The organism is Acidovorax sp. FG42 (assembly GCF_057809195.1).
This window is the reverse complement of sequence record NZ_JBMDJM010000004.1, coordinates 183,584-204,718: the sequence shown is the minus strand read 5'-3', so window position 1 is coordinate 204,718 and position 21,135 is coordinate 183,584. Positions and strand designations below refer to the sequence as shown.

18 protein-coding genes are annotated in these 21,135 nt (G+C 67.4%); 16 read left to right on the top strand and 2 right to left on the bottom strand.

Annotated features, from left to right (window positions below):
* Positions 1-23 precede the first annotated feature (23 nt).
* The 3 genes from flgK (at position 24) to ACODSM_RS06815 (ending at position 4,618) form a co-directional block, all read left to right on the top strand.
* A complete protein-coding gene (flgK, locus tag ACODSM_RS06825; RefSeq protein ID WP_488804758.1) occupies positions 24-1,955 on the top strand; it encodes a flagellar hook-associated protein FlgK in 1,932 nt (643 codons plus the stop codon).
* 28 nt (positions 1,956-1,983) lie between these two features.
* On the top strand, positions 1,984-3,237 hold the full coding sequence (gene flgL, locus ACODSM_RS06820; RefSeq protein WP_488804757.1) for a flagellar hook-associated protein FlgL: 1,254 nt from the start codon (positions 1,984-1,986) through the stop codon (positions 3,235-3,237).
* A gap of 133 nt (positions 3,238-3,370) precedes the next feature.
* Positions 3,371-4,618, top strand: a complete 1,248-nt coding sequence (locus tag ACODSM_RS06815; RefSeq protein WP_488804756.1) for an HDOD domain-containing protein — start codon at positions 3,371-3,373, stop codon at positions 4,616-4,618.
* A 95-nt stretch (positions 4,619-4,713) separates the two neighbouring features.
* Here ACODSM_RS06815 and ACODSM_RS06810 read toward each other — a convergent pair whose 3' ends face one another.
* Positions 4,714-6,201 (bottom strand): aminotransferase-like domain-containing protein, encoded by a 1,488-nt coding sequence (locus ACODSM_RS06810; protein ID WP_476018219.1) that lies wholly within the window; start codon positions 6,199-6,201, stop codon positions 4,714-4,716.
* Between the two features lie 138 nt (positions 6,202-6,339).
* On the opposite strand from ACODSM_RS06810, the gene ACODSM_RS06805 reads away from it, so the two are divergent.
* The 11 genes from ACODSM_RS06805 to ACODSM_RS06755 all read left to right on the top strand — a co-directional run bounded on the left by ACODSM_RS06805 (position 6,340) and on the right by ACODSM_RS06755 (position 15,270).
* Positions 6,340-6,954, top strand: a complete 615-nt coding sequence (locus ACODSM_RS06805) for a LysE family translocator (protein WP_015015844.1) — start codon at positions 6,340-6,342, stop codon at positions 6,952-6,954.
* Entirely contained in the window at positions 6,951-7,868 is a 918-nt protein-coding gene (locus tag ACODSM_RS06800) for a DMT family transporter (RefSeq protein ID WP_488804755.1), read from the top strand. The genes ACODSM_RS06805 and ACODSM_RS06800 overlap by 4 nt, the downstream gene beginning before the upstream one ends.
* Complete coding sequence (locus ACODSM_RS06795; RefSeq protein ID WP_209820593.1) at positions 7,865-8,335, top strand: RidA family protein; 471 nt, start codon at positions 7,865-7,867, stop codon at positions 8,333-8,335. Before ACODSM_RS06800 ends, ACODSM_RS06795 begins: the two co-directional genes overlap by 4 nt.
* A gap of 4 nt (positions 8,336-8,339) precedes the next feature.
* Positions 8,340-8,669, top strand: coding sequence for a DHCW motif cupin fold protein (locus ACODSM_RS06790; RefSeq protein WP_110961850.1), 330 nt, complete (start codon positions 8,340-8,342; stop codon positions 8,667-8,669).
* A gap of 369 nt (positions 8,670-9,038) precedes the next feature.
* Positions 9,039-10,244 (top strand): aminotransferase-like domain-containing protein, encoded by a 1,206-nt coding sequence (locus ACODSM_RS06785; protein WP_488804754.1) that lies wholly within the window; start codon positions 9,039-9,041, stop codon positions 10,242-10,244.
* A gap of 6 nt (positions 10,245-10,250) precedes the next feature.
* Complete coding sequence (locus ACODSM_RS06780) at positions 10,251-10,880, top strand: glutathione S-transferase (RefSeq protein WP_488804753.1); 630 nt, start codon at positions 10,251-10,253, stop codon at positions 10,878-10,880.
* Positions 10,881-10,888: 8 nt separating this feature from the next.
* A complete protein-coding gene (locus tag ACODSM_RS06775) occupies positions 10,889-11,752 on the top strand; it encodes a PhzF family phenazine biosynthesis protein (RefSeq protein WP_488804752.1) in 864 nt (287 codons plus the stop codon).
* A gap of 169 nt (positions 11,753-11,921) precedes the next feature.
* Positions 11,922-12,797 carry a PhzF family phenazine biosynthesis protein gene (locus ACODSM_RS06770; protein WP_209820590.1) on the top strand — a complete coding sequence of 292 codons (876 nt, stop codon included), beginning with the start codon at positions 11,922-11,924 and terminating at the stop codon, positions 12,795-12,797.
* On the top strand, positions 12,794-13,522 hold the full coding sequence (locus tag ACODSM_RS06765; RefSeq protein WP_488804751.1) for a VOC family protein: 729 nt from the start codon (positions 12,794-12,796) through the stop codon (positions 13,520-13,522). The genes ACODSM_RS06770 and ACODSM_RS06765 overlap by 4 nt, the downstream gene beginning before the upstream one ends.
* Entirely contained in the window at positions 13,519-14,502 is a 984-nt protein-coding gene (locus ACODSM_RS06760) for a threonine dehydratase (protein ID WP_488804750.1), read from the top strand. Before ACODSM_RS06765 ends, ACODSM_RS06760 begins: the two co-directional genes overlap by 4 nt.
* A gap of 96 nt (positions 14,503-14,598) precedes the next feature.
* Entirely contained in the window at positions 14,599-15,270 is a 672-nt protein-coding gene (locus ACODSM_RS06755; RefSeq protein WP_488804749.1) for a histidine phosphatase family protein, read from the top strand.
* An 88-nt stretch (positions 15,271-15,358) separates the two neighbouring features.
* Here the strand turns inward: ACODSM_RS06755 and ACODSM_RS06750 are convergent, their stop codons facing one another.
* Complete coding sequence (locus ACODSM_RS06750; RefSeq protein ID WP_488804748.1) at positions 15,359-16,210, bottom strand: creatininase family protein; 852 nt, start codon at positions 16,208-16,210, stop codon at positions 15,359-15,361.
* 64 nt (positions 16,211-16,274) lie between these two features.
* Here ACODSM_RS06750 and ACODSM_RS06745 point away from each other — a divergent pair, with 64 nt between their 5' ends.
* Together ACODSM_RS06745 and ACODSM_RS06740 are read left to right on the top strand one after the other, a co-directional pair.
* Positions 16,275-17,027 (top strand): alanyl-tRNA editing protein, encoded by a 753-nt coding sequence (locus tag ACODSM_RS06745; protein ID WP_488804747.1) that lies wholly within the window; start codon positions 16,275-16,277, stop codon positions 17,025-17,027.
* Between the two features lie 176 nt (positions 17,028-17,203).
* Entirely contained in the window at positions 17,204-21,046 is a 3,843-nt protein-coding gene (locus tag ACODSM_RS06740; RefSeq protein ID WP_488804746.1) for a DUF748 domain-containing protein, read from the top strand.
* The last annotated feature ends 89 nt before the right edge of the window (positions 21,047-21,135 follow it).

The window sequence follows — 21,135 nt, the reverse complement described above, 5'->3', positions numbered from 1 at the left end:
GACGAGAAGAACCGAGGTAAGCCATGAGTCTGCTCAACGTCGGCGCCCGCGCCCTGCTGGCCAACCAGGTGGCCTTGCAGACGGCAGGCCACAACATTGCCAACGTCAATACACCCGGCTATTCGCGCCAGACCGTGGTGCTGCAAACCGTCCAGGGCCAGTTCACGGGTGGCGGCTACATCGGCCAGGGCGTGGATGTGCAGACCATTCTGCGCAACCAGAGCGAGCTGCTCACGCGCCAGTCGGCCGCCGCTGGATCGACCCAGGCTGCGGACGCCATCCGCGCGCAGCGCCTGAGCCAGTTGCAGGAAGTATTCAGCGGCGGCACCCAGGGCCTGGGCGCCGCCATCAACGACATGATGAACGCGTTCTCGGACGTGGTCAGCAGCCCCAATGACATCACGGCTCGTACCGTTGTGCTCACGCGGCTGGACGAAACGGCCGCACGCATGCGCACCGCCAGCGACCGGATCAACGAGATCGAATACACCGTCAAGGAACAGCTGCAGAGCAGCGTGACCGCCATCAACAGCCTGGCAACGCAGATGGCGGCGATCAATGAGCAGATTGCCCGTGCCACCGGCAACGGCCAGAGCCCCAACGACTTGCTGGACCAGCGCGACCAGATCATCCGCGACATCAACCAGTATGTGCAGACCACCCAGATCCCGGCGGATGACGGCACCGTGGGCCTGTTCGTGGCGGGCAGCCAGCCCCTGGTGCTGGGCAGCACGGCCACCAGCCTGTCGATCGATGATGCAACGACCTTCCCGGGCAGCGGACAGTCCAAGCTGTTTTTCAACCGCCCTGGAGCCACGCCCATCGAGCTGGATGAGAACGTGCTGGGCGGTGGCAGTGTCTCGGGCCTGCTGCGCTTTCAGAACACGGACCTGAGCGAAGGGCGCAATCTGCTGGGCCGCATGGCGCTGGCCATCGGCATGACGATGAACGACCAGCAGAACCTGGGCCTGACGCTGGACGGTGTGCCAGGCAAGGACCTGTTCGCCTTGCCCACCAGCATGCCGGGCTATACCAACGGCGCAGGCGTGGGCACGGTGTCGTTCACTGGTCCCACGCAGTTTGAAGCCTCAGACTACGAGATCCGCTATACCACCGGCACGGCCGGCCAGGTGGTGCGCCTGTCCGACGGCAAATCGACCCCGTTCACCGACGCCGCCAACCTGGCCACGCTGCAGATCGACGGGCTTAACTTCAACCTGACCACGCCCGGCAACCCCGGCGAGCGCATGCTGTTCAAGCCGTTCAGCACGGCTGCCAACAACATCCAGGCGCTGGTGTATTCGCCGCGCGACCTGGCAGCAGCCAACCCCATCAACGCAGCCATGGGCACGGCCAACGGCGGCACCATGCAGTTGGGCAGCCTCAAGGCTACGGGGAACCCTGCGCTGATTCTTCCCCCAGTTACCGGAGTCCAACTAAGCTTTGCAGCGGGGCCACCGGTAACGTATACCGTCAATGGCTCCTCCAATCCGCCGTCAGGTACCTCGGGGTTACCTTATGTGTCCGGCCAAGCTATCTCCATTGATGGCTGGGAAATCACCCTGCAAGGCACACCAAAGTCTGGCGATACGGTCACTGTAGGCAACGCCACAGACCCGCAATACGGCGACTTTTACACCCGAGACGCCGGTAACGCCAAAGCCCTCATGGGTCTGCGCGACGTGAAAATGTTTGATGAGTCCACCCTCTCCGACGGGTACGCTGGCGCTATTGCCCAAGTGGGCACGCGCACCCAGAGCGCCAAGTTTGCAGAACAGCTGTCCTCCACCATCGCCGCCAACCTGGAGCGCGACCGCACGGCGGTCTCGGGCGTGAATCTGGACGAAGAGGCCGCGAAGCTGATCCAATACCAGCAAGCCTACCAGGCCTCGGCCAAGATGATCCAGATTGCGCAGAACATTTTTGATTCGCTGATCCAGGGCCTGGGCCGATGAACGGAGCCCCTAGCGTGAGGAGTTCGACATGAGCACAAACATCTACCGCGTCGGCACGGCCAACATGTATGACAACGCGCTGCGCAACCTGGGCGCGCGCCAGACCAGCCTCACCACGCTGCAGGAAAACCTGACCTCGGGCAAACGCGTGGTGCGCGCCAGTGACGACCCGGTGTCGGCCGCGCAGGCCGAACGAGCGCTCAACCGCCTGTCGCGCATCCAGACCGAGCAGCGCGCACTGGAAACCCAGCGCAATGCGATTGCGCAGGCCGAATCGTCGCTGGGCGATGCGGTGGGCCTAGTACAGAACTTCCGCGAGCTGGTGGTGAACGCAGGCAGCGCCACCCTCACCCCCAACGACCGCGCCACCATTGCCAACCAGCTGCAGGGCCTGCGTGAGCAACTGGTGGAAGTGGCCAATCGCAAGGACACCAACGGCATCCCGCTGCTGGGCGCGCTGGGCAGTGCCCTGGCACCGTTCCTGGGCCCGCTGAGCAGCAGCCCCGACTACGTTTTTGCCGGCTTGCCGGGCCAGACCTCCAGCAATGGCGTCACCATCCCCGGCACCGTGGACGGCGACGCCGCCTTCATGTTCGACCCCAACCGCGATGGCGTGTACACCGCCAGTGTCAGCGCCATCCCCAACGCCCGCCAGCTCACCACTACCCCCGTCACGCCTGTGGACAAGAGTCTGATCACTGGTGACAACTACGCCATCACCTTCAGCGCGGTGGGTCCGGGCGCCACGACCGGCACCAGCACCGCCACCTACACGCTGACCAACACTACAACTGGCATCTCGTCCCCAGCGGTCACAGTGCCAGACTACCCCACCGACAAGCCGGTCACTATTTCCGTCACCGGCATTCCGGGGCTGACCTTCGACATCAAGGGCAACCCCGACAACGGCGACATCGTCACGCTGCAACCCAGCCCCAGCATGTTCAGCACGCTGGACAGCGCCATCAACGGCATCCGCAGCGCACCCAACAGCAACGCAGCGATCCAGGCCGTGGGGCAAGCGCTGGCAAACATGGATGTCGGTCTGGAGCGGCTACACAACATCCGCGGGTTTGCCGGCGAGCTGCTCAACCGCGCAGACCGCATCACCGGCGACCAGGACAAGCGCTCCATCCAGCTGGAAGGTGACCGTTCGCGGGCAGAGGATCTCGATATGATCAAGGGCATTTCCGACTTCCAGAACCAGCAGGTGGGATATGAGGCTGCACTCAAGTCCTATGCGCAGGTTCAGAAGTTGTCGCTGTTCAACTTTATTGGCTAGCAGCCTGCGCGGCAGGGGTGTTCGGGCGTGGCGTCCGGCGCACCCGGTGCCTCCAGGCGGCAGCACCGGCTGGTGTACGCGGCGACTCCCATCCCGCGCGTGTCGGCTGGCCCCGTTTTTTGCCTGAGAGCACATGGTCCAATCCGTACTAGGTAGCCTGATCCTGGGCTACCGCCCTCTGTGGAACCGAGCCCGCAAACTCGCAGGCATCCAGCTGTACGCCCACAACGAGGCCTCGGCCACCGTCGATGGCGGCCATCTGCTGCGAACGCTGCAGGAGCTGTGGTCGGCCAGCTCGCCGCCGCTGCTGATCTCGGCACAGACCCGCCAGCTGCTGTGCGACCTGCTCGAAAACGCCCCGCGTGCTGCGCCATGGATCGAGGTGCGCGGCGAGTGGCTGTCGGACTCGGCCATCTATGACCGCGTGAAGGCCGCGCACCAGCGAGGTCTGCGCCTGGTGTGGCGTGGCGACATGGACAAGTTGCCCGAACCCGAGATAGCCCGCTGCTTTGACAACAGCCTGCTGACACTGCGCCCCGAAGACGCCGTGGCTGCATTGCAGACCACACCGCCCCGCCCGGGCAGCGCCGCAGCCGCTGCGCCCCCACCGGCGGCCAAGCGCGCACCCAGCCCGGTGCTGGCTGGCCAGATGTACGAAAACATCGCCAGCCGGGCCCTCATGGAACACTGCCTGGACCACGGCAACGCGATGGCCCTGGCCGGCTGGCCGACCGAGGACGTGCTCTACAGCCTGCGCCACCACCCGCAGCAGCCGTCACACGCAGTGATCTTCAAGCTCATGAAGGCCATCGACGACGAGCAGTCGCTGGAGACGTTCGAAGACATCATGGGCGAGGACCCGCTGCTCGCCTACCGCTTCATGGTGTACACCAACTCGGCCGCCCTGGGCCTGCGCACGGGTATCGATTCGCTGCGCCGGGGCCTGGTGATGATGGGCTACAGCTCCATCAAGCGCTGGCTGTCCGATCAGCAGCCCCATGCCAGCACCGAGGCCAACATGCAGCCCGTGCGCGAAGCCATGGTGATGCGCGCCCAGCTCACGGCACGGCTGCTGGATGCAGGAATCGAGAACGACCTGCGCCGCGAGATCTACCTGTGCGGTCTGCTCTCCCAGCTCGACGAGCTGCTGGGCGAGCCCCTCGGCACCATCCTCAAGCGCCTGCCCCTGTCCGAACGCATCTACGACGCCACCGTGCTGCGCACCGGCCCCTACACCGGCGGCCTGCAGATGGCCTGTGCGCTGGAGACCGACGATGCCAGCGCCATTCGCCAGCTGTGCGAGACCTTCGAGATGGACCTCGAAGAGGTCAATCGCGCGCTGCTGCGGGTGTTGTCTGATCTGGAAGTGGAAAGAAAATAAGCCCTGCCGAGCGTCTGCGCTTGTCCTCCCCAAAGGCTGCCTCCCATTGACCCAGTGAGGCGCCTGCTTCGCCCGACGGGGCAGCGCTCAGCGACTCACCGGGCCTGCTCGTCGCGCACCCGCGCAAAGGTCTTCCAGAACGCCGCCTCCTGCGTCGTCGCGAAGTTGATACGCATGAGGGTGCTGGGTTTGCGCTCCGCATGGAACAGCGCACCGGGCGCCAGCAGGTAGCCTTCGTCCAGCATGCGCTGGGACAGCGCATCGGTATCCACTCCCGTCTCCACCCAGCCAAACAGGCCCACCGGCTCGGCCGCAAAGGTGCAACCCGCCCCCAGGGCGAGCTTCACGCTGCGCGCGCGTGCGGCATCCAGCCGGGTGCGGATGCGTTCGGCGTGGCGGCGCAGCTGGCCCTGCTCGATGCACAAGGCCAGGGCTTTTTCCAGCAGCGCGGGTGTGGTCAACGTGGCCAGCAGCTTGGTGTCGAGCAACTGCTCCACCAGCGCGGGCGGCGCGGCCATGAAGCCGATGCGCCAGTTGGGCGCGAGGATCTTGGCAAAGCCGCTCACGTAGATGGTGCGCTGCAGGCCATCCAGCGCCGTGAGGCGGGTGGCGTGCTCGGGCGCAATATGGCTGTAGGTGTCGTCTTCCACCACATGGAAGTTGTGCTGGTTGGCCAGCTGCAGCACACGGTGGGCGCTGCCCGGCGTGAGGCAATAGCCTGTGGGGTTGTGGAACACGCTCACGCTCACGTAGAGCTTGGGCTTGTGCACCTCGCAGTAACGCGCCATCACCTCCAGGTCCGGGCCATCGGCGCGGCGCGGCACGGGCAGGATGTGCATGCCAAGCGCCGCCAGGCGCGCAAACTCCACCGCCCAGCCGGGCTCCTCCACCATCACCGGGTCGCCTGGGCGCAGCAGGGTGCGGCTCACGATGTCGAGCGCATGGGTGGCCCCCACGGTGGTGATGATGTTCTCGGGCACCGTGTGCACGTTGAGCGTGGACAGTTTCTTGGCCAGCACACGCCGCAGGCCTGCATCGCCCAGCGGCTCGCCGTATTGCAGAGAGAAGTCCTGCAGGGCCCGTGAGTTGGTGACCTTGCGCACGGCCGCAGGCATGAAGGTGGACTCCAGCCAGTCAGGCGGAAAGACCCCCATGCCGGGCTGGGGCTTGTCGCTGATCTTGTGGAACATGCCCCGGATCAGCGCCGTGGCGTTGACGGGCGACACGCCCGGGCCCGCGCGCCCCGCCGCACGCGCCGCAAACCAGTGCGCCGTGCTCCAGTTGGCGGCCGCACTCTCCAGTCCGGGGTCCACGGGGCGGGCGTCTTCGTCGTCGGCAGCATGGGCCGCGCGGCCACTTTCGCGCACAAAAAATCCCCGGTTCTTGCGCGCCTCCACCAGCCCCTGCGCCAACAGCTGGTCATAAGCCGCCACCACGGTAGACGGGCTCACCCCGTTTTGCTGCGCGCACTGGCGCACCGACGGCAGGCGCGCGCCGGGCGCCAGCAGGCGGTTGCGGATTCGCTCCGAGATCCGGGCCGACAACTGCTCGGTGAGCGACTGGGTGGAGGATTTCATCAGCATGGCAAGGCCCCGGGTGGTGTACTGTCTTCGCAACCAATACAGATTCAATACTGCGCTGAATGACTGTACTGGTCATGTATTGGTTTGCAAGATTACATTGAACCCACACATCCGACAAGAACCCCTCTGCAATTCCCCATGAGCGTCGCCGAACTCACCGCCCTGCTGCTGTTTTGCACCGCCATGAGCTTTTCGCCGGGGCCCAACACCACCCTGTCCACTGCGCTCGCGGCCAACCTGGGCCTCAAACGCGCGCTGCGCTTCTGCCTCGCCGTCCCAGCGGGCTGGACGCTGCTCATGCTGGGCAGCGGCCTGGGCCTGGGAGCCCTGATCACCGGCGTGCCAGCCTTGCGCTGGGCTGTGACGTTGCTGGGCGTGGCCTACATGCTGTGGCTGGCTTTCAAGCTCAGCCGCGCCGGCCAGATGACGGCCATCGACACCTCGCGCCTGAACGTGACCTTCTGGCAGGGTGTGGGCCTGCAGTTCGTCAACATCAAGGCCTGGATGCTGGCCCTCACACTCAGCGCAGGCTGGGTGGTCAACGCCGCCGGGCAGCCTGCCTCCAACCCCGGGGAGCGCCTGGCCATCATCTGCGGCGTGATGATGGTGTTTGCCTTCACCAGCAACTTTGTCTATGCGCTGGTGGGCTCGCTGCTGCGCCAGTGGCTGGCGCAGGGCACCCGGCTGCTGTGGTTCAACCGCACGCTGGCACTCGTGCTGGTGCTGACGGCGTACTGGATGCTCACCCTATGAACCGCACACAGGAAAAAGAAGCCCTGCTCTGGGGCCTGGTCGGCGTCACGCTGTTCGCGGCCACCTTGCCCATGACGCGGCTGGCCGTGGGCTCCACCGATGCGCCCCAGTTGTCCCCCTGGTTCGTCACGTTCGGGCGTGCCGCCGTGGCGGGGCTGCTGTCCATCGGCTACCTGCTGTGGCAACGCGCACAGGGGCGCCTGAACCTGCCGGTGCGCGCCGAGTGGCCGCTGCTGGGCATCACAGCGTTCGGCGTGATCGTGGGCTTCCCGTTGTTTCTGGCGCTGGCGCTGCGCCACGTGCCCAGCACCCATGGCGCGGTGGTCACCGCGCTGCTACCACTGTCCACCGCCCTGCTGGGTGCGCTGTGGTACCGGCAGCGGCCATCGGCAGGCTTCTGGGCCTGCGCGGTGCTGGGCAGCGGGCTGGTGCTGGGCTTCATGGTGTGGCGTGCGGGCGGCCTGTACCTGGGCGCGGCCAACGTCTACCTGCTGATTGCCATGACCACCGGCGCCCTGGGCTACATCGGGGGGGCCCGCCTCACGCCCCGGCTGGGGGCCGAGCAGGTCATCTGCTGGGTGCTGCTGTGTAGCCTGCCACTCACGCTGCCCGTAGCCTGGTGGTTTGCGCCCGCCATGCCCTCCAGCATTGGCGCGATGAGCTGGGCGGGCTTCCTGTACGTGGCGCTGTTCTCGATGTGGATCGGCTTCTTTGCGTGGTACCGCGCACTGGCGCTGGGGGCCGTGCGGGTCAGCCAGATCCAGCTCATCCAGCCCTTTTTGAGCCTGCTGTTTGCCGTGCCGCTGCTGGGTGAACACCTTGATACCGTCACCCTGGTGTTTGCCGTGGCCGTGATCGCCACCGTCTTCATGGGCAAACGGATGCCCATTCAACAACAAGGAGCCCCCGCATGAGTGCCATCACCCCAGAACAACGACTGCAACAGTTGGGTCTGGTGCTGCCCACCGTGTCCGCCCCGCGCGGCAACTTCGATGCCTATGTGCTGGACGGCCACACGCTGTACCTGTCGGGCAAGGGATCGCCCCTGCGCAACGACATGGCGGTGGTACCCAAGGTGGGCCGCGAGATCAGCACGGACGAGGCTCGCCAGCACGCCCGCGACGTAGGCCTGCACCTGATTGCCACGATGCAGGCAGCCCTCGGAGACTTGTCGCGCGTGCGCCGCGTGGTCAAGCTGCTGGGCATGGTGAATGCGGTGCCCGACTTCATGCAGCACACCGAGGTCATCAACGGCTGCTCCGACCTGCTGGTGGAGGTGTTTGGTGATGTGGGGCGGCACGCGCGCTCGGCCGTGGGTGTCGGCTCTCTGCCGCGCGGCTTCGCGGTCGAGATCGAGGCCGTGGTGTCGATCAAGGACTGAAACCATGCATTTGCAGAACATTCCCTTTGCCACCACCGACTGGGCCAGCATTCCGCGCGAAGAAAAAAGCGCCGAAGCAGGCCAGGCCTTCTGGCGCACCCAGACATTTGGCGAGGTGCGCGTGCGCATGGTCGAGTACACACCAGGCTATGTGTCCGACCACTGGTGCACCAAAGGCCATGTGCTGCTGTGCCTGAGCGGCGAGCTGCACACCGAGCTGGCCGACGGCCGGCAGTACACCCTGACACCGGGTATGAGCTACCAGGTGGCGGACAATGCAGAACCTCACCGGTCCACCTCCCCACAGGGCGCCACCCTGTTCATCGTGGACTAAGAGCCTGTTCAAAGTCTTTTTGGAGATCGCATTGAAGTGCAATCGGGATGAGTGGATGCTTCGGATGCGCCGCATGGGCCCATGCCCATGCAAGCAACCGGGGCGTCCAATCGCCCGATTTCACTCCAACCCTGCGGGCAAGCATCTTGCCGGGCGGTCTGCGGCGTTGCGGCGCTTGCCAATAGCACAGGCTATTGGCAGCGCACCGCGCCTTGCATCCCATCCCGGCAAGGGACTTGTGCGACTCCAAAAAGACTTTGAACAGGCTCTAAGAAGATGTGAACGCACCCGCCAGGGTTGCTGCCCCCCATTTTTTGACAACAACTTTGCAACCGTAGCGGCCCAGGCGGCCACCCGCAGGAGACGAGAGTGAAACTGAACGACCTTCCCACCACCAGCACGTGGACCCTGGCACGCCGTGCCGAGCGCATGAACCCCTCAGTCATCCGCGAAATCCTGAAGGTCACCGAAAAGCCCGGCATCATCAGCCTGGCGGGCGGCCTGCCGTCGCCCAAGACCTTCCCGGTCTCCGCGTTTGCCGCCGCGTCCGCTGCGGTGCTGGCCAATGACGGCCCCGGCGCCCTGCAATATGCCGCCAGCGAAGGCTACGGCCCGCTGCGCCAGGCGATTGCCGACTTCCTGCCCTGGGACGTGAATCCCGACCAGATCCTGATCACCACCGGCTCGCAGCAGGCGCTGGACCTGATCGCCAAGATCCTCATCGACGAAAACAGCCGCGTGCTGGTGGAAACCCCCACCTACCTGGGCGCGCTGCAGGCCTTCACGCCCATGGAGCCCAACGTGGTGTCCGTGGCCAGCGACGACCAGGGCGTGCTGATGGACGACCTGCGCGCCAAGGTGGGCACGGGTGCGGACAAGGCACGTTTCCTGTACGTGCTGCCCAACTTCCAGAACCCCACGGGCCGCACCATGAGCGACGCACGACGCGCCGAGCTGGTGGCCGCCGCCGCCGAGCTGAACCTGCCCCTGGTGGAAGACAACCCCTACGGCGACCTGTGGTTTGACGCCCCGCCGCCCGCCCCGCTCACGGCCCGCAACCCCGAGGGCTGCATCTACATGGGCTCGTTCTCCAAGGTGCTGGCCCCCGGCCTGCGCCTGGGCTACATCGTGGCGCCCAAGGCCGTGTACCCCAAGCTGCTGCAAGCCAAGCAGGCGGCCGACCTGCACACCCCCGGCTACAACCAGCGCCTGGTGGCCGAGGTGATGAAGGACGGCTTCCTGGACCGCCACGTGCCCACCATCCGCGCGCTGTACAAGCAGCAGTGCGAGGCCATGCTGGCTGCGCTCGAAAAGGAAATGCAAGGCCTGGGCGTGCACTGGAACCGCCCCGACGGCGGCATGTTCCTGTGGGTGCGCCTGCCCGAAGGCATGAGCGCCATCGAGCTGCTGCCCAAGGCCGTGGAGCGCAATGTGGCCTTTGTGCCAGGGGCGGCCTTCTATGCCGACAACGCCGACCACCGCACCCTGCGCCTGTCGTTCGTGACCTCCACCGTGGAGCAGATCGCCACCGGCATCGCCGCCCTGGCTGCGGCGATCCGCGAGAGCAAGGGCTGATTCACCATGCTGAGGCTCTGGGGGCGCCTGTCGTCCATCAACGTGCGCAAGGTCGTGTGGGCCGTGCAGGAGCTGGGCCTGCCCTCGGTGCAGCGCACCGACGCGGGCGGCCAGTTCGGCATCGTGCGCGAGGCACGCTACCTGGGCCTCAACCCCAACGGCCTGGTGCCGCTGATTGAGGACGAAGACACGGGCGTCACGCTGTGGGAGTCCAACGCCATCGTGCGCTATCTGTGCGCCCGGCATTCGCTGGGCAACCTGTACCCCGAAGACCTGCCCACGCGCTTTGTGGCCGAACAGTGGATGGACTGGCAACAGACCACGCTGAACCCCGCAGGGCGTGATGCGTTCCTCCAGTGGATTCGCACCCCCGCAGCACAGCGCAACGAGGCGCTCATCGCCGCATCGGTCGCACTGACCGAGCCGCTGATGGCGTTGCTCGATGCCCACCTGGCGCGCCAGCCCTTCATGGCGGGTGAACGGTTCACCATGGCCGACATCCCGGTGGGCTGCGAGATCCACCGCTGGTGGGGCCTGCCGCAAGATCGCCCTGCACACCCCCACCTGGAGCGGTGGTACAACACGGTCAGCACCCGCCCCGGCGCCCGGGGCGTGTTGGATCAGCCTCTCGCGTGAGCCTCTCCATGCACCAGCGCTCCTTCAAGCAGATCGACGTGTTCAGCGACCGCCCCGGCTACGGCAACCCCGTGGCCGTGGTGCTGGATGCCGACGGCCTGAGCGACAGTGACATGCGCCGCTTTGCGGCCTGGACCAACCTGTCGGAAACCACCTTTCTGATGCCGCCCACCGACGCCGGGCGCGCGGCCGGGGCCGACTACCGCCTGCGCATCTTCAGCCCCAATGGCGAGCTGCCTTTTGCGGGCCATCCCACACTGGGCACCTGCCACGCCTGGCTGCAGGCAGGCCACCGCCCGCAGCAGGACGGCATGGTGATCCAGGAATGTGCGCTGGGCCTGGTCCGCATCGCACTGAGCGGCGACACCCTGGCGTTTGCCGCCCCCCCGCTCAAGCGCAGCGCCCCCAGCCCCGCGCTGGTGCCGCTGATTGCGAGCGCCCTGGGCCTGCGCCCGCAGCAGATTCTGGGTGCGCAGATGCTGGACAACGGCCCCGTGTGGCTGGGCCTGCTGCTCGACAGCGCCGACACGGTGCTGGGCCTGCACCCCGACCACGCCCGCCTGAAGGACCTGGGCCAGGACGTGGGCGTGATCCATGTGGGCCCTGCCGCCAGCAACACCGCCCAGCCCGGCGTGGTGGTGCGCGCGTTTGCCGCCCCCATGGGCAACCCTGAAGACCCGGTGACGGGCACCCTCAACGCGAGCCTGGCCGAATGGCTGATTGCCGATGGCCTCGCCCCCCGCAGCTACCTGGTGGCCCAGGGCGAATGCCTGGGCCGCGCGGGCCGCGTACACATCCGCCAGGACGATGACCACCAGCTGTGGGTGGGCGGCCGCGCGGTCACCTGCATTGAAGGCACGGTGCTGCTATGACCCCGCACCGCCCTGCCCCGCACCCCAGCGGCTGATTGCCCCCTCGGCCCCGCCAGGGCGCCGAGCCACAACCACCTGTTTGCACACCGGGCCACACCCCGGTGAGCCCCCGGCGTGCCCGGCCCACCCCGCTTTACTGCCCGCTTGATTGACCAAGGACCTGACCACCATGCACCAACGCCCCTTCCAGCAAGTCGATGTATTCACCGCCACGCCCTACCGAGGCAACCCCCTGGCCGTGGTGCTGGACGGTTCCGGCCTCAGCACCGAAGCCATGCAGGACTTCACCAACTGGACCAACCTGTCCGAAGCCACCTTCCTGCTGCCCCCCACCCCGGAAGGGCGCGCCGCCGGTGCCGACTACCGCGTGCGCATCTTCTGCCCCGGGCGCGAACTGCCTTTTGCAGGCCACCCCACGCTGGGCAGCTGCCACGCTTGGCTCCAAGCCGGCGGACGGCCCCAGGTCGCGGGCCAGGTGGTGCAGGAATGTGGCGTGGGCCTGGTCACGCTGCGCCAGGACGGCGAGCGCCTGGCCTTCGCCGCGCCGCCCCTCATCCAAAGCGGCCCGCTGGCCGAAGATGACGTGGCGCTGATTGCCCGGGGCCTGGGCGTGGCGCGCAGCGACATCCTGCACCACGCCTGGTGCGACAACGGCCCCAACTGGCGGGGTGTGATGCTGCGCAGCAGCGAGCAGGTGCTGGCGCTGAAGCCTGACGCCAGCATCCTTGGCCAGCTGGACGTGGGCGTGGTCGGCCCGCGTGGCAAGGTGGGTGTCATTGGCAGCACCGACGCCGAGGGCATCGCCTTTGAAGTGCGCGCCTTCTTCCCCGGCAACAACGGCCTGGCCGAAGACCCCGTGACCGGCAGCCTGAACGCAGCGCTGGCGCAATGGCTCATCGGCGCCGGGCTGGCCCCCGCCCAATATGTGGCCACCCAAGGCACCTGCCTGGGGCGCGCCGGGCGGGTGTACGTGCAACAGGACGGCGACACCATCTGGGTCGGCGGCAACTCGGTCACCTGCATGACCGGTGAGGTGCTGCTGTGACCGCCACCTCCACCCAGCAACCCGCCTGCGTGGACCACCTGGTCGTGCTGGCGGCCGACCTGGCCAGTGGTGTGGCCTGGTGCCAACGCACGCTGGGCATCACCCCCACGGCGGGCGGCGAACACCCGCTGATGGGCACGCACAACCGCATCTTCAACGTCTCCAGCCCGGCGCATCGGCGCGCCTACCTGGAGATCATTGCTATCAACCCAGGAGCGCCCAAGGCAATATCCACTATCGCAAGACGCTGGTTTGACATGGATGACGCCAATCTGCAGGCCCAGGTGGCACAACACGGCCCCCAGCTCATCCACTGGGTGGCGAGCGTGCCCGACGTGGCGGCCGCGTGCACCGCGCTGTCGGCGCTGGACATGGATCGCGGCGCCGTCATCACCGCCAGCCGCCCCACGCCCCATGGCCTGCTGCAGTGGCAGATCACCGTGCGGGACGACGGCCTGCGCCTGATGGACGGCTGCCTGCCCACGCTCATTCAGTGGGGCGCGGTGCACCCCTGCGACAGCCTGCCTGCCAGCGGCGTGCAGCTGGAACAACTCGCGCTGCAGCACCCGCAGGTCTCCACGCTGCAGGCGGCATGTGACGCCATCGGTGTCGGCCCCCAGGTCGCCGTCGCCGCAGGCAACGCGCCTGGCCTCACGGCACACCTCTCCACGCCGCTGGGCCCCGTCACCCTGTGGTCCTCTACCGAAAAGAAAGCCGCCGCATGAACACCCGCCTCGACCCCACCGCCCTGCTGCCCACCCTGGCCGACATCGAAGCCGCTGCCGAGGTGGTGTACCGCGACTTCGCCGCCACGCCCCAGTACCGCTGGGGCCTGCTCAGCCAGCGCCTGGGCACCGACTGCTGGCTCAAGCACGAGAACCACACGCCCGTGGGCGCGTTCAAGATCCGGGGCGGCCTGACCTACTTCGACCAGCTCGCCCAGCGCGGCGCGCTGCCCTCTGAGGTCATCAGCGCCACACGCGGCAACCACGGCCAAAGCATGGGCTGGGCCGCGCGCCGCCACGGCGTGGCCTGCACCATCGTCGTGCCGCGCGGCAACTCAGTGGAGAAGAACGCTGCCATGCGCGCGCTGGGCGTCACGCTCATCGAACACGGCGACGACTTTCAGGAAGCGCGCGAACACGCCATTCAATTGGCGGCACAGCGCGGCGCCCACATGGTGCCCAGCTTCCACCCCGACCTGCTGCGCGGCGTGAGCACCTACTGGTGGGAGTTCCTGCGCGCCGTGCCGCAGCTCGATGTGGTGTACGTGCCCATCGGCCAGGGCTCGGGCGCGTGCTCGGCCATCGCCGCCAAGCTGGCGCTGCAGCACCCCGTGCGCGTGGTCGGCGTGGTCAGCAGCCACGCCACCACCTATGCCGATTCGCTGGCCGCTGGCCATGTGGTCGAAGCACCGGTGACCACCCAGCTCGCCGACGGCATGGCCTGCCGCGTGGCCGACGCCGAGGCCCTGGCCGTGATGGCGCCCCACATCGACCACATCGTGCAGGTGAGCGACGCCGAGGTGGCCGCTGCCATGCGCGCCTTGTTCACCGACACGCACAACGTGGCCGAAGGCGCAGGTGCGGCGGCACTGGCGGCAGCGCTGCAGGAACGCGACCAGCTACAGGGTTTGCACGTGGGCCTGGCGTTGACGGGCGGCAACGTGGATGCGCCCATGTTCGGCAACGTTCTGGCGGACTGAAGCCCTCGCGGATTCAACCGAAAAAGCTACACATTTAATAGCATCGGTCGCTTTTGCGACAAGCGCCTGCAGCGGGTTCTGATCACAATCCGCCGCATGGGAACCCTCTACCTCGTGCGCCACGGCCAGGCCTCGTTTGGCGCGGAAGACTACGACCAGCTCAGCGCGCTGGGCCGCCAGCAGGCGGTGCGACTGGGCGAACACTGGCGCGCACGCGGCTTGGGGTTTGACGCCGTCATCACCGGCACGCTGCGCCGCCACACACAGACGCTGGAAGGCATTGCCGAGGGCCTGCAGACCACGCCCGATGCGCTGCAGTTGCCAGGCCTCAACGAATACGACAGCCACGCACTGATCGCCGCCATCCACCCCCAACCCCTGGGCCCGGCCGACACGCCCGAGCGCTACCGCGCGCACTTCCGCATCTTGTGCGACGCGCTGGCGCAGTGGATGGCAGGCGTCATCAGCCCCCAGGGCATGCCCAGCTGGAACGAATTTTCAGCCGGCGTGCGCAGCGCACTGGACCATGTGCGCCACCACCACGCAGGCCAGAACGTGCTGCTGGTGAGCAGCGGCGGCCCCATCTCCACCGCCGTGGGCGAGGTGCTGGGCACGGCGCCCGAGGTGACGATTGCGCTGAACATGCGCATCCGCAACAGCGCAGTGACGGAGTTCTCCATCTCGCCCAAGCGGCTGATGCTGCAGACTTTCAACACGCTGCCGCACCTCAATGAGCTTGAGCATGCGCAGTGGGTCACGCACGCCTAAGCACCGAGATTTCGGCTTTTTGAGCCTTTCAGACTGCTTGCGCTAGTGGATCATGCGCCGACAGCTATCAATAACATAGCAAATCGATTCAACCCAGGTCAGGCCCGCTCGCCAGGGTAGATAGCGGCAGCGCCTGCAGCTCCTGCAGCAGCGCCACCAGTTGCCGCGCTGCAGCGTCCACCACCGCTTGTCCCTTGTCGGCCGCGGCTGCGGCCGCGTCACCCACGGCGCCCGCCGGGTGGTAGTCCTGCATCTGCCAGCCCAGCTTGGCGCTTTTGCCGTTGCCCAGGATGGCGTAGCGCTCCGACCGGTCCTGCGAGGTGGAACGGAAATTTTTCGCGTGCTCCATCCGCACCGTGGCGGGCGCCAGGTGCAACATCATCGATGTCTCGATCTCGCCCGCATGGATGCCAAAGCGGTGCTCCTGGGCGCTGAACTGGCCCGCCACCGCGTCGGGCAGCGGCAGGCTGAACCAGCTGGCGCTGTAGACAAGGAGGTCGCAGCGCGTGCGCAGCTCGCGCGCCACGATGTCCATCACGCTCACCTGGCCGCCGTGGCCGTTGAACAGCAGCAGCTTTTGGATGCCCGCGCGGGCTACGCACTCGCCGATCTCGGTCCACAGCGCAATCACCGTGGCGGGCGACAAGGTGAGCGTGCCCGGAAAGCGGATGTGCTCCGGGCTCAGGCCCACATTCTGTGGCGGCAAAAAGAGTACGGGCAAGTCGGCGGGCAGCTGCGGCAGCGCGGCATCGATCACCCCCTGCAGCAGCGTCGCATCCACCGACAGCGGCAGGTGCGGCCCATGCTGCTCGATGGCCGCCACGGGCAGCACAGCCACCACCTGTTCAGCCTGCCCGCTGGCCTTTAGCGCCGCGAAATCACGGGTGGACAAGTCGGCCCAGAAGCGGGAAGGCAAGGGAGTCAATGCGGCAGAAGTCATGTGTGCATGGTAGCGGCGCTGTCGACGCCTGGGAAACGGCCAGCGCCGCCGCTAACATGCCACCATGACCCAAGACCTTTTCCGCCAAGACGCCTACCTGCGCGAATGCAGCGCCCACATCACCGCAGTCACCGATGCTGGCATCGTGCTGGACCAGACCGTGTTCTACCCCCTGGGCGGCGGCCAAGCCGGCGACAGCGGCGTGCTGATGCTGGCAGACGGTACGCAGATCACCATTGCCGACACCCGCAAGGGCAGAGACGCCGAAGGCAACCCCACCAGCGACATCGTCCACATCCCAGCCCCAGCGCAGGAAGACCGCGTGGCGCAATTCAAGCCCGGTACGGCTGTCACAGCTCGCATCGACTGGGAGCGCCGCCACCGCATGATGCGGCTGCACACCACCAGCCACCTGCTGTGCCACGTGGTGCCGCAGCTGGTCAACGGCTGCTCGATCACGCCCGACTACGCGCGGCTGGACTTTGCGATGACAGACCCGCTGGACAAGGAGCAACTGACGGCCGCCATCGCCACCCTGGTGGCCGCTGCGCACCCACTCACCGTGGCTTCGATCAGCGACGAAGAACTGGACGCCAACCCCGCCCTGGTCAAGAGCATGAGCGTGCAGCCGCCCCGGGGCACGGGGCGCATCCGCACCATCCGCATCGGGGGCGAAGGCGGCGCGCCGCTGATCGACCTGCAGCCCTGTGGGGGCACTCATGTGGCCAATACGTCGGAGATCGGCGGGATCGTGGTGACCAAAATCGAGAAAAAGAGTGCAACGACCCGGCGGGTGGTACTAGGCTTTGCCCAGTGATAAGCGCCCGGCCCCACTGTCAACAATCTTGAGCCACCGCAGCCCCCGGTTGCATTGGCTTACGCAGGCAGGCGGACAACGGGGACAATAGCGCCCGCGCGCAGCAGCCGCCCGGCATCCGGGTAGCGATGACCGGGCCTCCCCCGGGGCTGCGGCGCCTACCCTTGTCTGCCGCCATGCCGATCTCCCTGCGCTCCGTCTCGTTTGCCACCCTGCGCCAGCACCGCTGGTTCCGCCCCGCCGTTCGCGCGCTGGCGGGCTTGATCGCTCTTTGGCTGGTCACTTGGCTCGCCATCCCGCCGCTGGTCAAGGGCCCGCTGGAGCGCATTGCGTCCGAGCAACTGGGCCGCGCCGTGACCATTGGCGGCATCGACTTTCAGCCCTGGAGCCTCGAATTTGCGCTGCGTGACGTGGCCGTGGCGGGTGCCAATGGGGCGCCCCCGCAGCTGACCATTGGCCGCATCTATGCCGATGGCGAGCTTCAATCGCTGTTTCGCCTGGCGCCCGTGGTGGACGCCTTCACCATCGACAACCCGGTGCTGCGCATCACCCACCTGGGCGACGGCCGCTACGACGTGGACGACATCATCGCCAAGGTCACCGCGCCCAAGAACGACCCCGAGCCCGACCAAGGCCCCGCGCGCCTGGCGCTGTACAACCTGGCGCTCACTGGCGGCAGCATCGACTTCATCGACAACACCATCAGCGAGACCCACGAGGTGCGCGCGCTGACGCTGAAAGTGCCGTTCATCAGCACCCTGCCCTCGCAGCGCGAGGTGAAGGTGGAGCCCCACCTGGCCTTCACGCTGGACGGCAGCCGGTTTGACTCGTCCGCCGAGGGCACGCCGTTTGCGCAGACCGGCAAAGCCGACGCACAGATCCGGCTGGATGGGCTGAACCTTGCGTCCTACCTGGGCTACCTGCCGGCCAACCTGCCCGTGAAGGTGCAAGGCGCCACGCTGGATGCAGATGTGAAGGTGGCCTTTGAGCAGCACCCGCGCATGGCCGTGAAGCTGAGCGGCACCGTGCAAGCCAGCGGTGTGCGCATGGCCGACCGCCAAGGGGCCGACCTGCTGAGCTACGAGCGCCTGAAGATCGACATGGCCGATGTGCGCCCGCTGGAGCAGATCGTGCGCCTGCAGCATGTGGAGCTGACGGCGCCGGTGGTCACGGCCACGCGCGATGCGGCGGGCCAGATCAACCTGGCACAACTGGCGGCGCCTGCACAGCCTGCAACGCCCGCCAAGGACAAGACCACCGCATCTGCAGTGCCCGCATCTGCCGACGCTGCATCTGCTCCACTGGCCAGCGCCAGCACAGCCTCCGCCTCTGTGGGTGAAGGCAAAGGCAAAGCCAAGGCCAAAACAGCCGCCCCCGCCTGGGTGGTCGAAGTCGCCACGGCCGCCGTGCGCGGCGGCACCCTGCGCTGGGCCGACGCCACCACGCGCCCCGCCGCGGCCCTGCAGGCCACCGAATTTGCGCTGGAGGCCGCCGACATCGCCCTGCCCTTTGCCAAAGACAACGCCAAGCCCTTCACCTTCAAGGGCGGGCTCAACCTGCAGGGCAGCACGCTCAGCTTCACCGGCGAAGCCACGGACCAGAAGGCCCAGGTCAACACCACCCTGAACGCCCTGGCCCTGCAACTGGCCGCGCCCTACTTGGCCCAGGCGCTGGAGCCCACGGTGACCGGCCAGCTCAGCGGTGATGTGGGTGTGACCTGGCAAGCCCCCACGGGCGCAGCCGCACAGGCAGGTGCCACGGGTGTCACCCTCAAGGCGGGCCCCCTGGCGCTGGAGCAACTGGCCGTCAAGCAAGGCAAGACCACCTTGGCCAGCCTGGGCAAGCTGGAGATTGCGGGCGCCGAAGTGCCCCTGGACGCACGCACCGCCACGCTGGAGCGCCTGGCCATCACCCAGCCGCAACTGGCGGTGGAGCGCGGTGCAGATGGCCGCTGGATGTTTGAACGCTGGCTGAAATCGGAGAAGGCCGCCCCCGCCGCACAAGGCAGCGCCACCGCAGCCGCTGACCCAGCACCCGCCAGCAACGCCGCGCCCTGGAAGCTGCGCGTAGCCGATTTCTCGCTGCAGGGCGGCACGGTCACCCTGGCCGACAACGCCCAGCCGCGCCCGGTGGCGCTGGACGTGACCGCCCTGGGCATCACCGCCCGCAACCTGGCCAGCGACGGCAGCAAGCCCGAGGCCTTCACACTCACGGCCCGCGCCGCCGCGCCGGGCAAGGGCAGCAACAAGGCCGCGCCCGGCACGATCGACTACCAGGGCACGCTGGCCCTGCAACCCCTGACCACCCAGGGCAAGCTGGACGCCACCCGCCTGCCGGTGCACGCACTGGACGGCTACCTGGCCAGCCAGCTGTCGGTGGAGCTGCTGCGCGCCGACGTGGGCTACCGGGGCCAGGTGGCGCTGGCGCAGACGGACAAGGGAGTCAGCCTGCGCCTGAGCGGCGATGCGGTGGTCGAAGACCTGCGGGCCAACAGCACGGCCGCCTTCACCCCCAAGACCGAGGCCCAGGTGGGTGAAGAACTGCTGGCCTGGAAGAGCCTGAACCTGCGCGGCCTGGCCGTGGCCACCGCCCCCGGCACCGCGCCGCGCGTGGAGGTGAAGGAAACCAGCCTGGTTGACTTCTTTGCTCGCATCACAATCAACGAGGCCGGCCGCATCAACCTGAGCGACATTGCCAAAACCCCGGCCGAGGCCCAAGCGGCCAACGCAGCCAGCGCTGCTGCCAGCACAGCGGGACCCACCGCACCAGCTCCCGCCACAACCGCATCGGCTGCGCCAGCTGCCCCCCCCACGGCCGCCGTGGCCCAGGCCGACCCGCTGGCTCCCGTGGTCGTGTTTGGCCCGGTGAGCCTGGTCAACGGCAAGGTGCTGTTCTCGGACTTTTTCATCAAGCCCAACTACTCGGCCGACCTGTCGGAGCTGACCGGCAAGCTCAGCGCGTTCTCGTCCGAAGCGCCCGGCGGTGATCCCGCGCTGGCCGACCTGGAGCTGCGCGGCCGCGCCGAGGGCTCGGCGTCGCTGGAAGTCACCGGCAAGCTCAACCCGCTGGCCAAACCGCTGGCGCTCGACATCGTGGGCAAGGTGCGCGATCTGGAGCTGCCCCCGCTCACGCCGTATTCCGTCAAGTACGCGGGCCACGGCATCGAGCGCGGCAAGCTCAGCATGGACGTGAACTACAAGGTGCTGCCCAGTGGCCAGCTCACCGCCAGCAACCGGCTGGTGCTGAACCAGCTGACCTTTGGCGAACCCGTGGAGGGCGCGCCCAACAGCCTGCCCGTGAAGCTGGCCGTGGCCCTGCTGGCCGACCGCCAGGGCGTGATCGACCTGGACCTGCCCATCAGCGGCTCACTCAACGACCCGCAGTTCCGCATCGGCCCGGTGATCTTCAAGATCATCGTCAACCTCATCGGCAAGGCGCTGACCTCGCCCTTCAGCCTGCTGGCCAGCGCCTTTGGTGGTGGCGAGGAGATGAACCATGTGCCCTTTGCCCCCGGCAGCGCCACCCTCACGCCCGAGGCGCAGCAGAGCCTGGACAAGGTGGCGAAGGCCCTGGCCGACCGCCCCGCGCTCAAGATCACCGTGACCGGCACGGCCAGCCTGCCGGACGAACGCGAAGGCCTGCAGCGCGAGCACCTGCAGCAGCTGGTGCTGGCCGAAAAACGCCGCGCCAACCCGGCGGACACCGCCCCGGTGTCCGCCGCCGAGTACCCTGCCCTGCTCAAGGAGGTGTACCGCCGCGCTGACATCCCCAAGCCGCGCAATCTGGTCGGCCTGGCCAAGGACCTCACGGTGCCCGAGATGGAAGCCCTGCTGCTGGCCCACCAACCTGCCACCGAGGCCATGGCCGCCGAGCTGGCCACGCAGCGCGGCCAGGCGATCCGCGCGTACCTGGTGGCGCAAAAGCTGCCGGTGGAACGGCTGTTCGTGGCCGCGCCCAAATCGGGCAAGCAGCCCGAAAAGTGGACCCCGCGTGCGGATTTGAGCCTGGCGACACAATAAGCGGCTGGCTGGCGGGAGGTTCTGGGCGAATCTCCCACCAGCCAGTCCCATCGCCCCGCAGGCAGAGCGCAGGGCGCCGGAACCAATCC

Excerpts from the sequence above, each read along its gene's own strand:
- flgK (WP_488804758.1), top strand. The coding sequence starts at position 24 with ATGAGTCTGCTCAACGTCGGCGCCCGCGCCCTGCTGGCCAACCAGGTG.
- flgL (WP_488804757.1), top strand. The coding sequence starts at position 1,984 with ATGAGCACAAACATCTACCGCGTCGGCACGGCCAACATGTATGACAAC.
- ACODSM_RS06815 (WP_488804756.1), top strand. The coding sequence starts at position 3,371 with ATGGTCCAATCCGTACTAGGTAGCCTGATCCTGGGCTACCGCCCTCTG.
- ACODSM_RS06810 (WP_476018219.1), bottom strand. The coding sequence starts at position 6,201 with ATGCTGATGAAATCCTCCACCCAGTCGCTCACCGAGCAGTTGTCGGCC.
- ACODSM_RS06805 (WP_015015844.1), top strand. The coding sequence starts at position 6,340 with ATGAGCGTCGCCGAACTCACCGCCCTGCTGCTGTTTTGCACCGCCATG.
- ACODSM_RS06800 (WP_488804755.1), top strand. The coding sequence starts at position 6,951 with ATGAACCGCACACAGGAAAAAGAAGCCCTGCTCTGGGGCCTGGTCGGC.
- ACODSM_RS06795 (WP_209820593.1), top strand. The coding sequence starts at position 7,865 with ATGAGTGCCATCACCCCAGAACAACGACTGCAACAGTTGGGTCTGGTG.
- ACODSM_RS06790 (WP_110961850.1), top strand. The coding sequence starts at position 8,340 with ATGCATTTGCAGAACATTCCCTTTGCCACCACCGACTGGGCCAGCATT.
- ACODSM_RS06780 (WP_488804753.1), top strand. The coding sequence starts at position 10,251 with ATGCTGAGGCTCTGGGGGCGCCTGTCGTCCATCAACGTGCGCAAGGTC.
- ACODSM_RS06775 (WP_488804752.1), top strand. The coding sequence starts at position 10,889 with ATGCACCAGCGCTCCTTCAAGCAGATCGACGTGTTCAGCGACCGCCCC.
- ACODSM_RS06770 (WP_209820590.1), top strand. The coding sequence starts at position 11,922 with ATGCACCAACGCCCCTTCCAGCAAGTCGATGTATTCACCGCCACGCCC.
- ACODSM_RS06760 (WP_488804750.1), top strand. The coding sequence starts at position 13,519 with ATGAACACCCGCCTCGACCCCACCGCCCTGCTGCCCACCCTGGCCGAC.
- ACODSM_RS06755 (WP_488804749.1), top strand. The coding sequence starts at position 14,599 with ATGGGAACCCTCTACCTCGTGCGCCACGGCCAGGCCTCGTTTGGCGCG.
- ACODSM_RS06750 (WP_488804748.1), bottom strand. The coding sequence starts at position 16,210 with ATGACTTCTGCCGCATTGACTCCCTTGCCTTCCCGCTTCTGGGCCGAC.
- ACODSM_RS06745 (WP_488804747.1), top strand. The coding sequence starts at position 16,275 with ATGACCCAAGACCTTTTCCGCCAAGACGCCTACCTGCGCGAATGCAGC.
- ACODSM_RS06740 (WP_488804746.1), top strand. The coding sequence starts at position 17,204 with ATGCCGATCTCCCTGCGCTCCGTCTCGTTTGCCACCCTGCGCCAGCAC.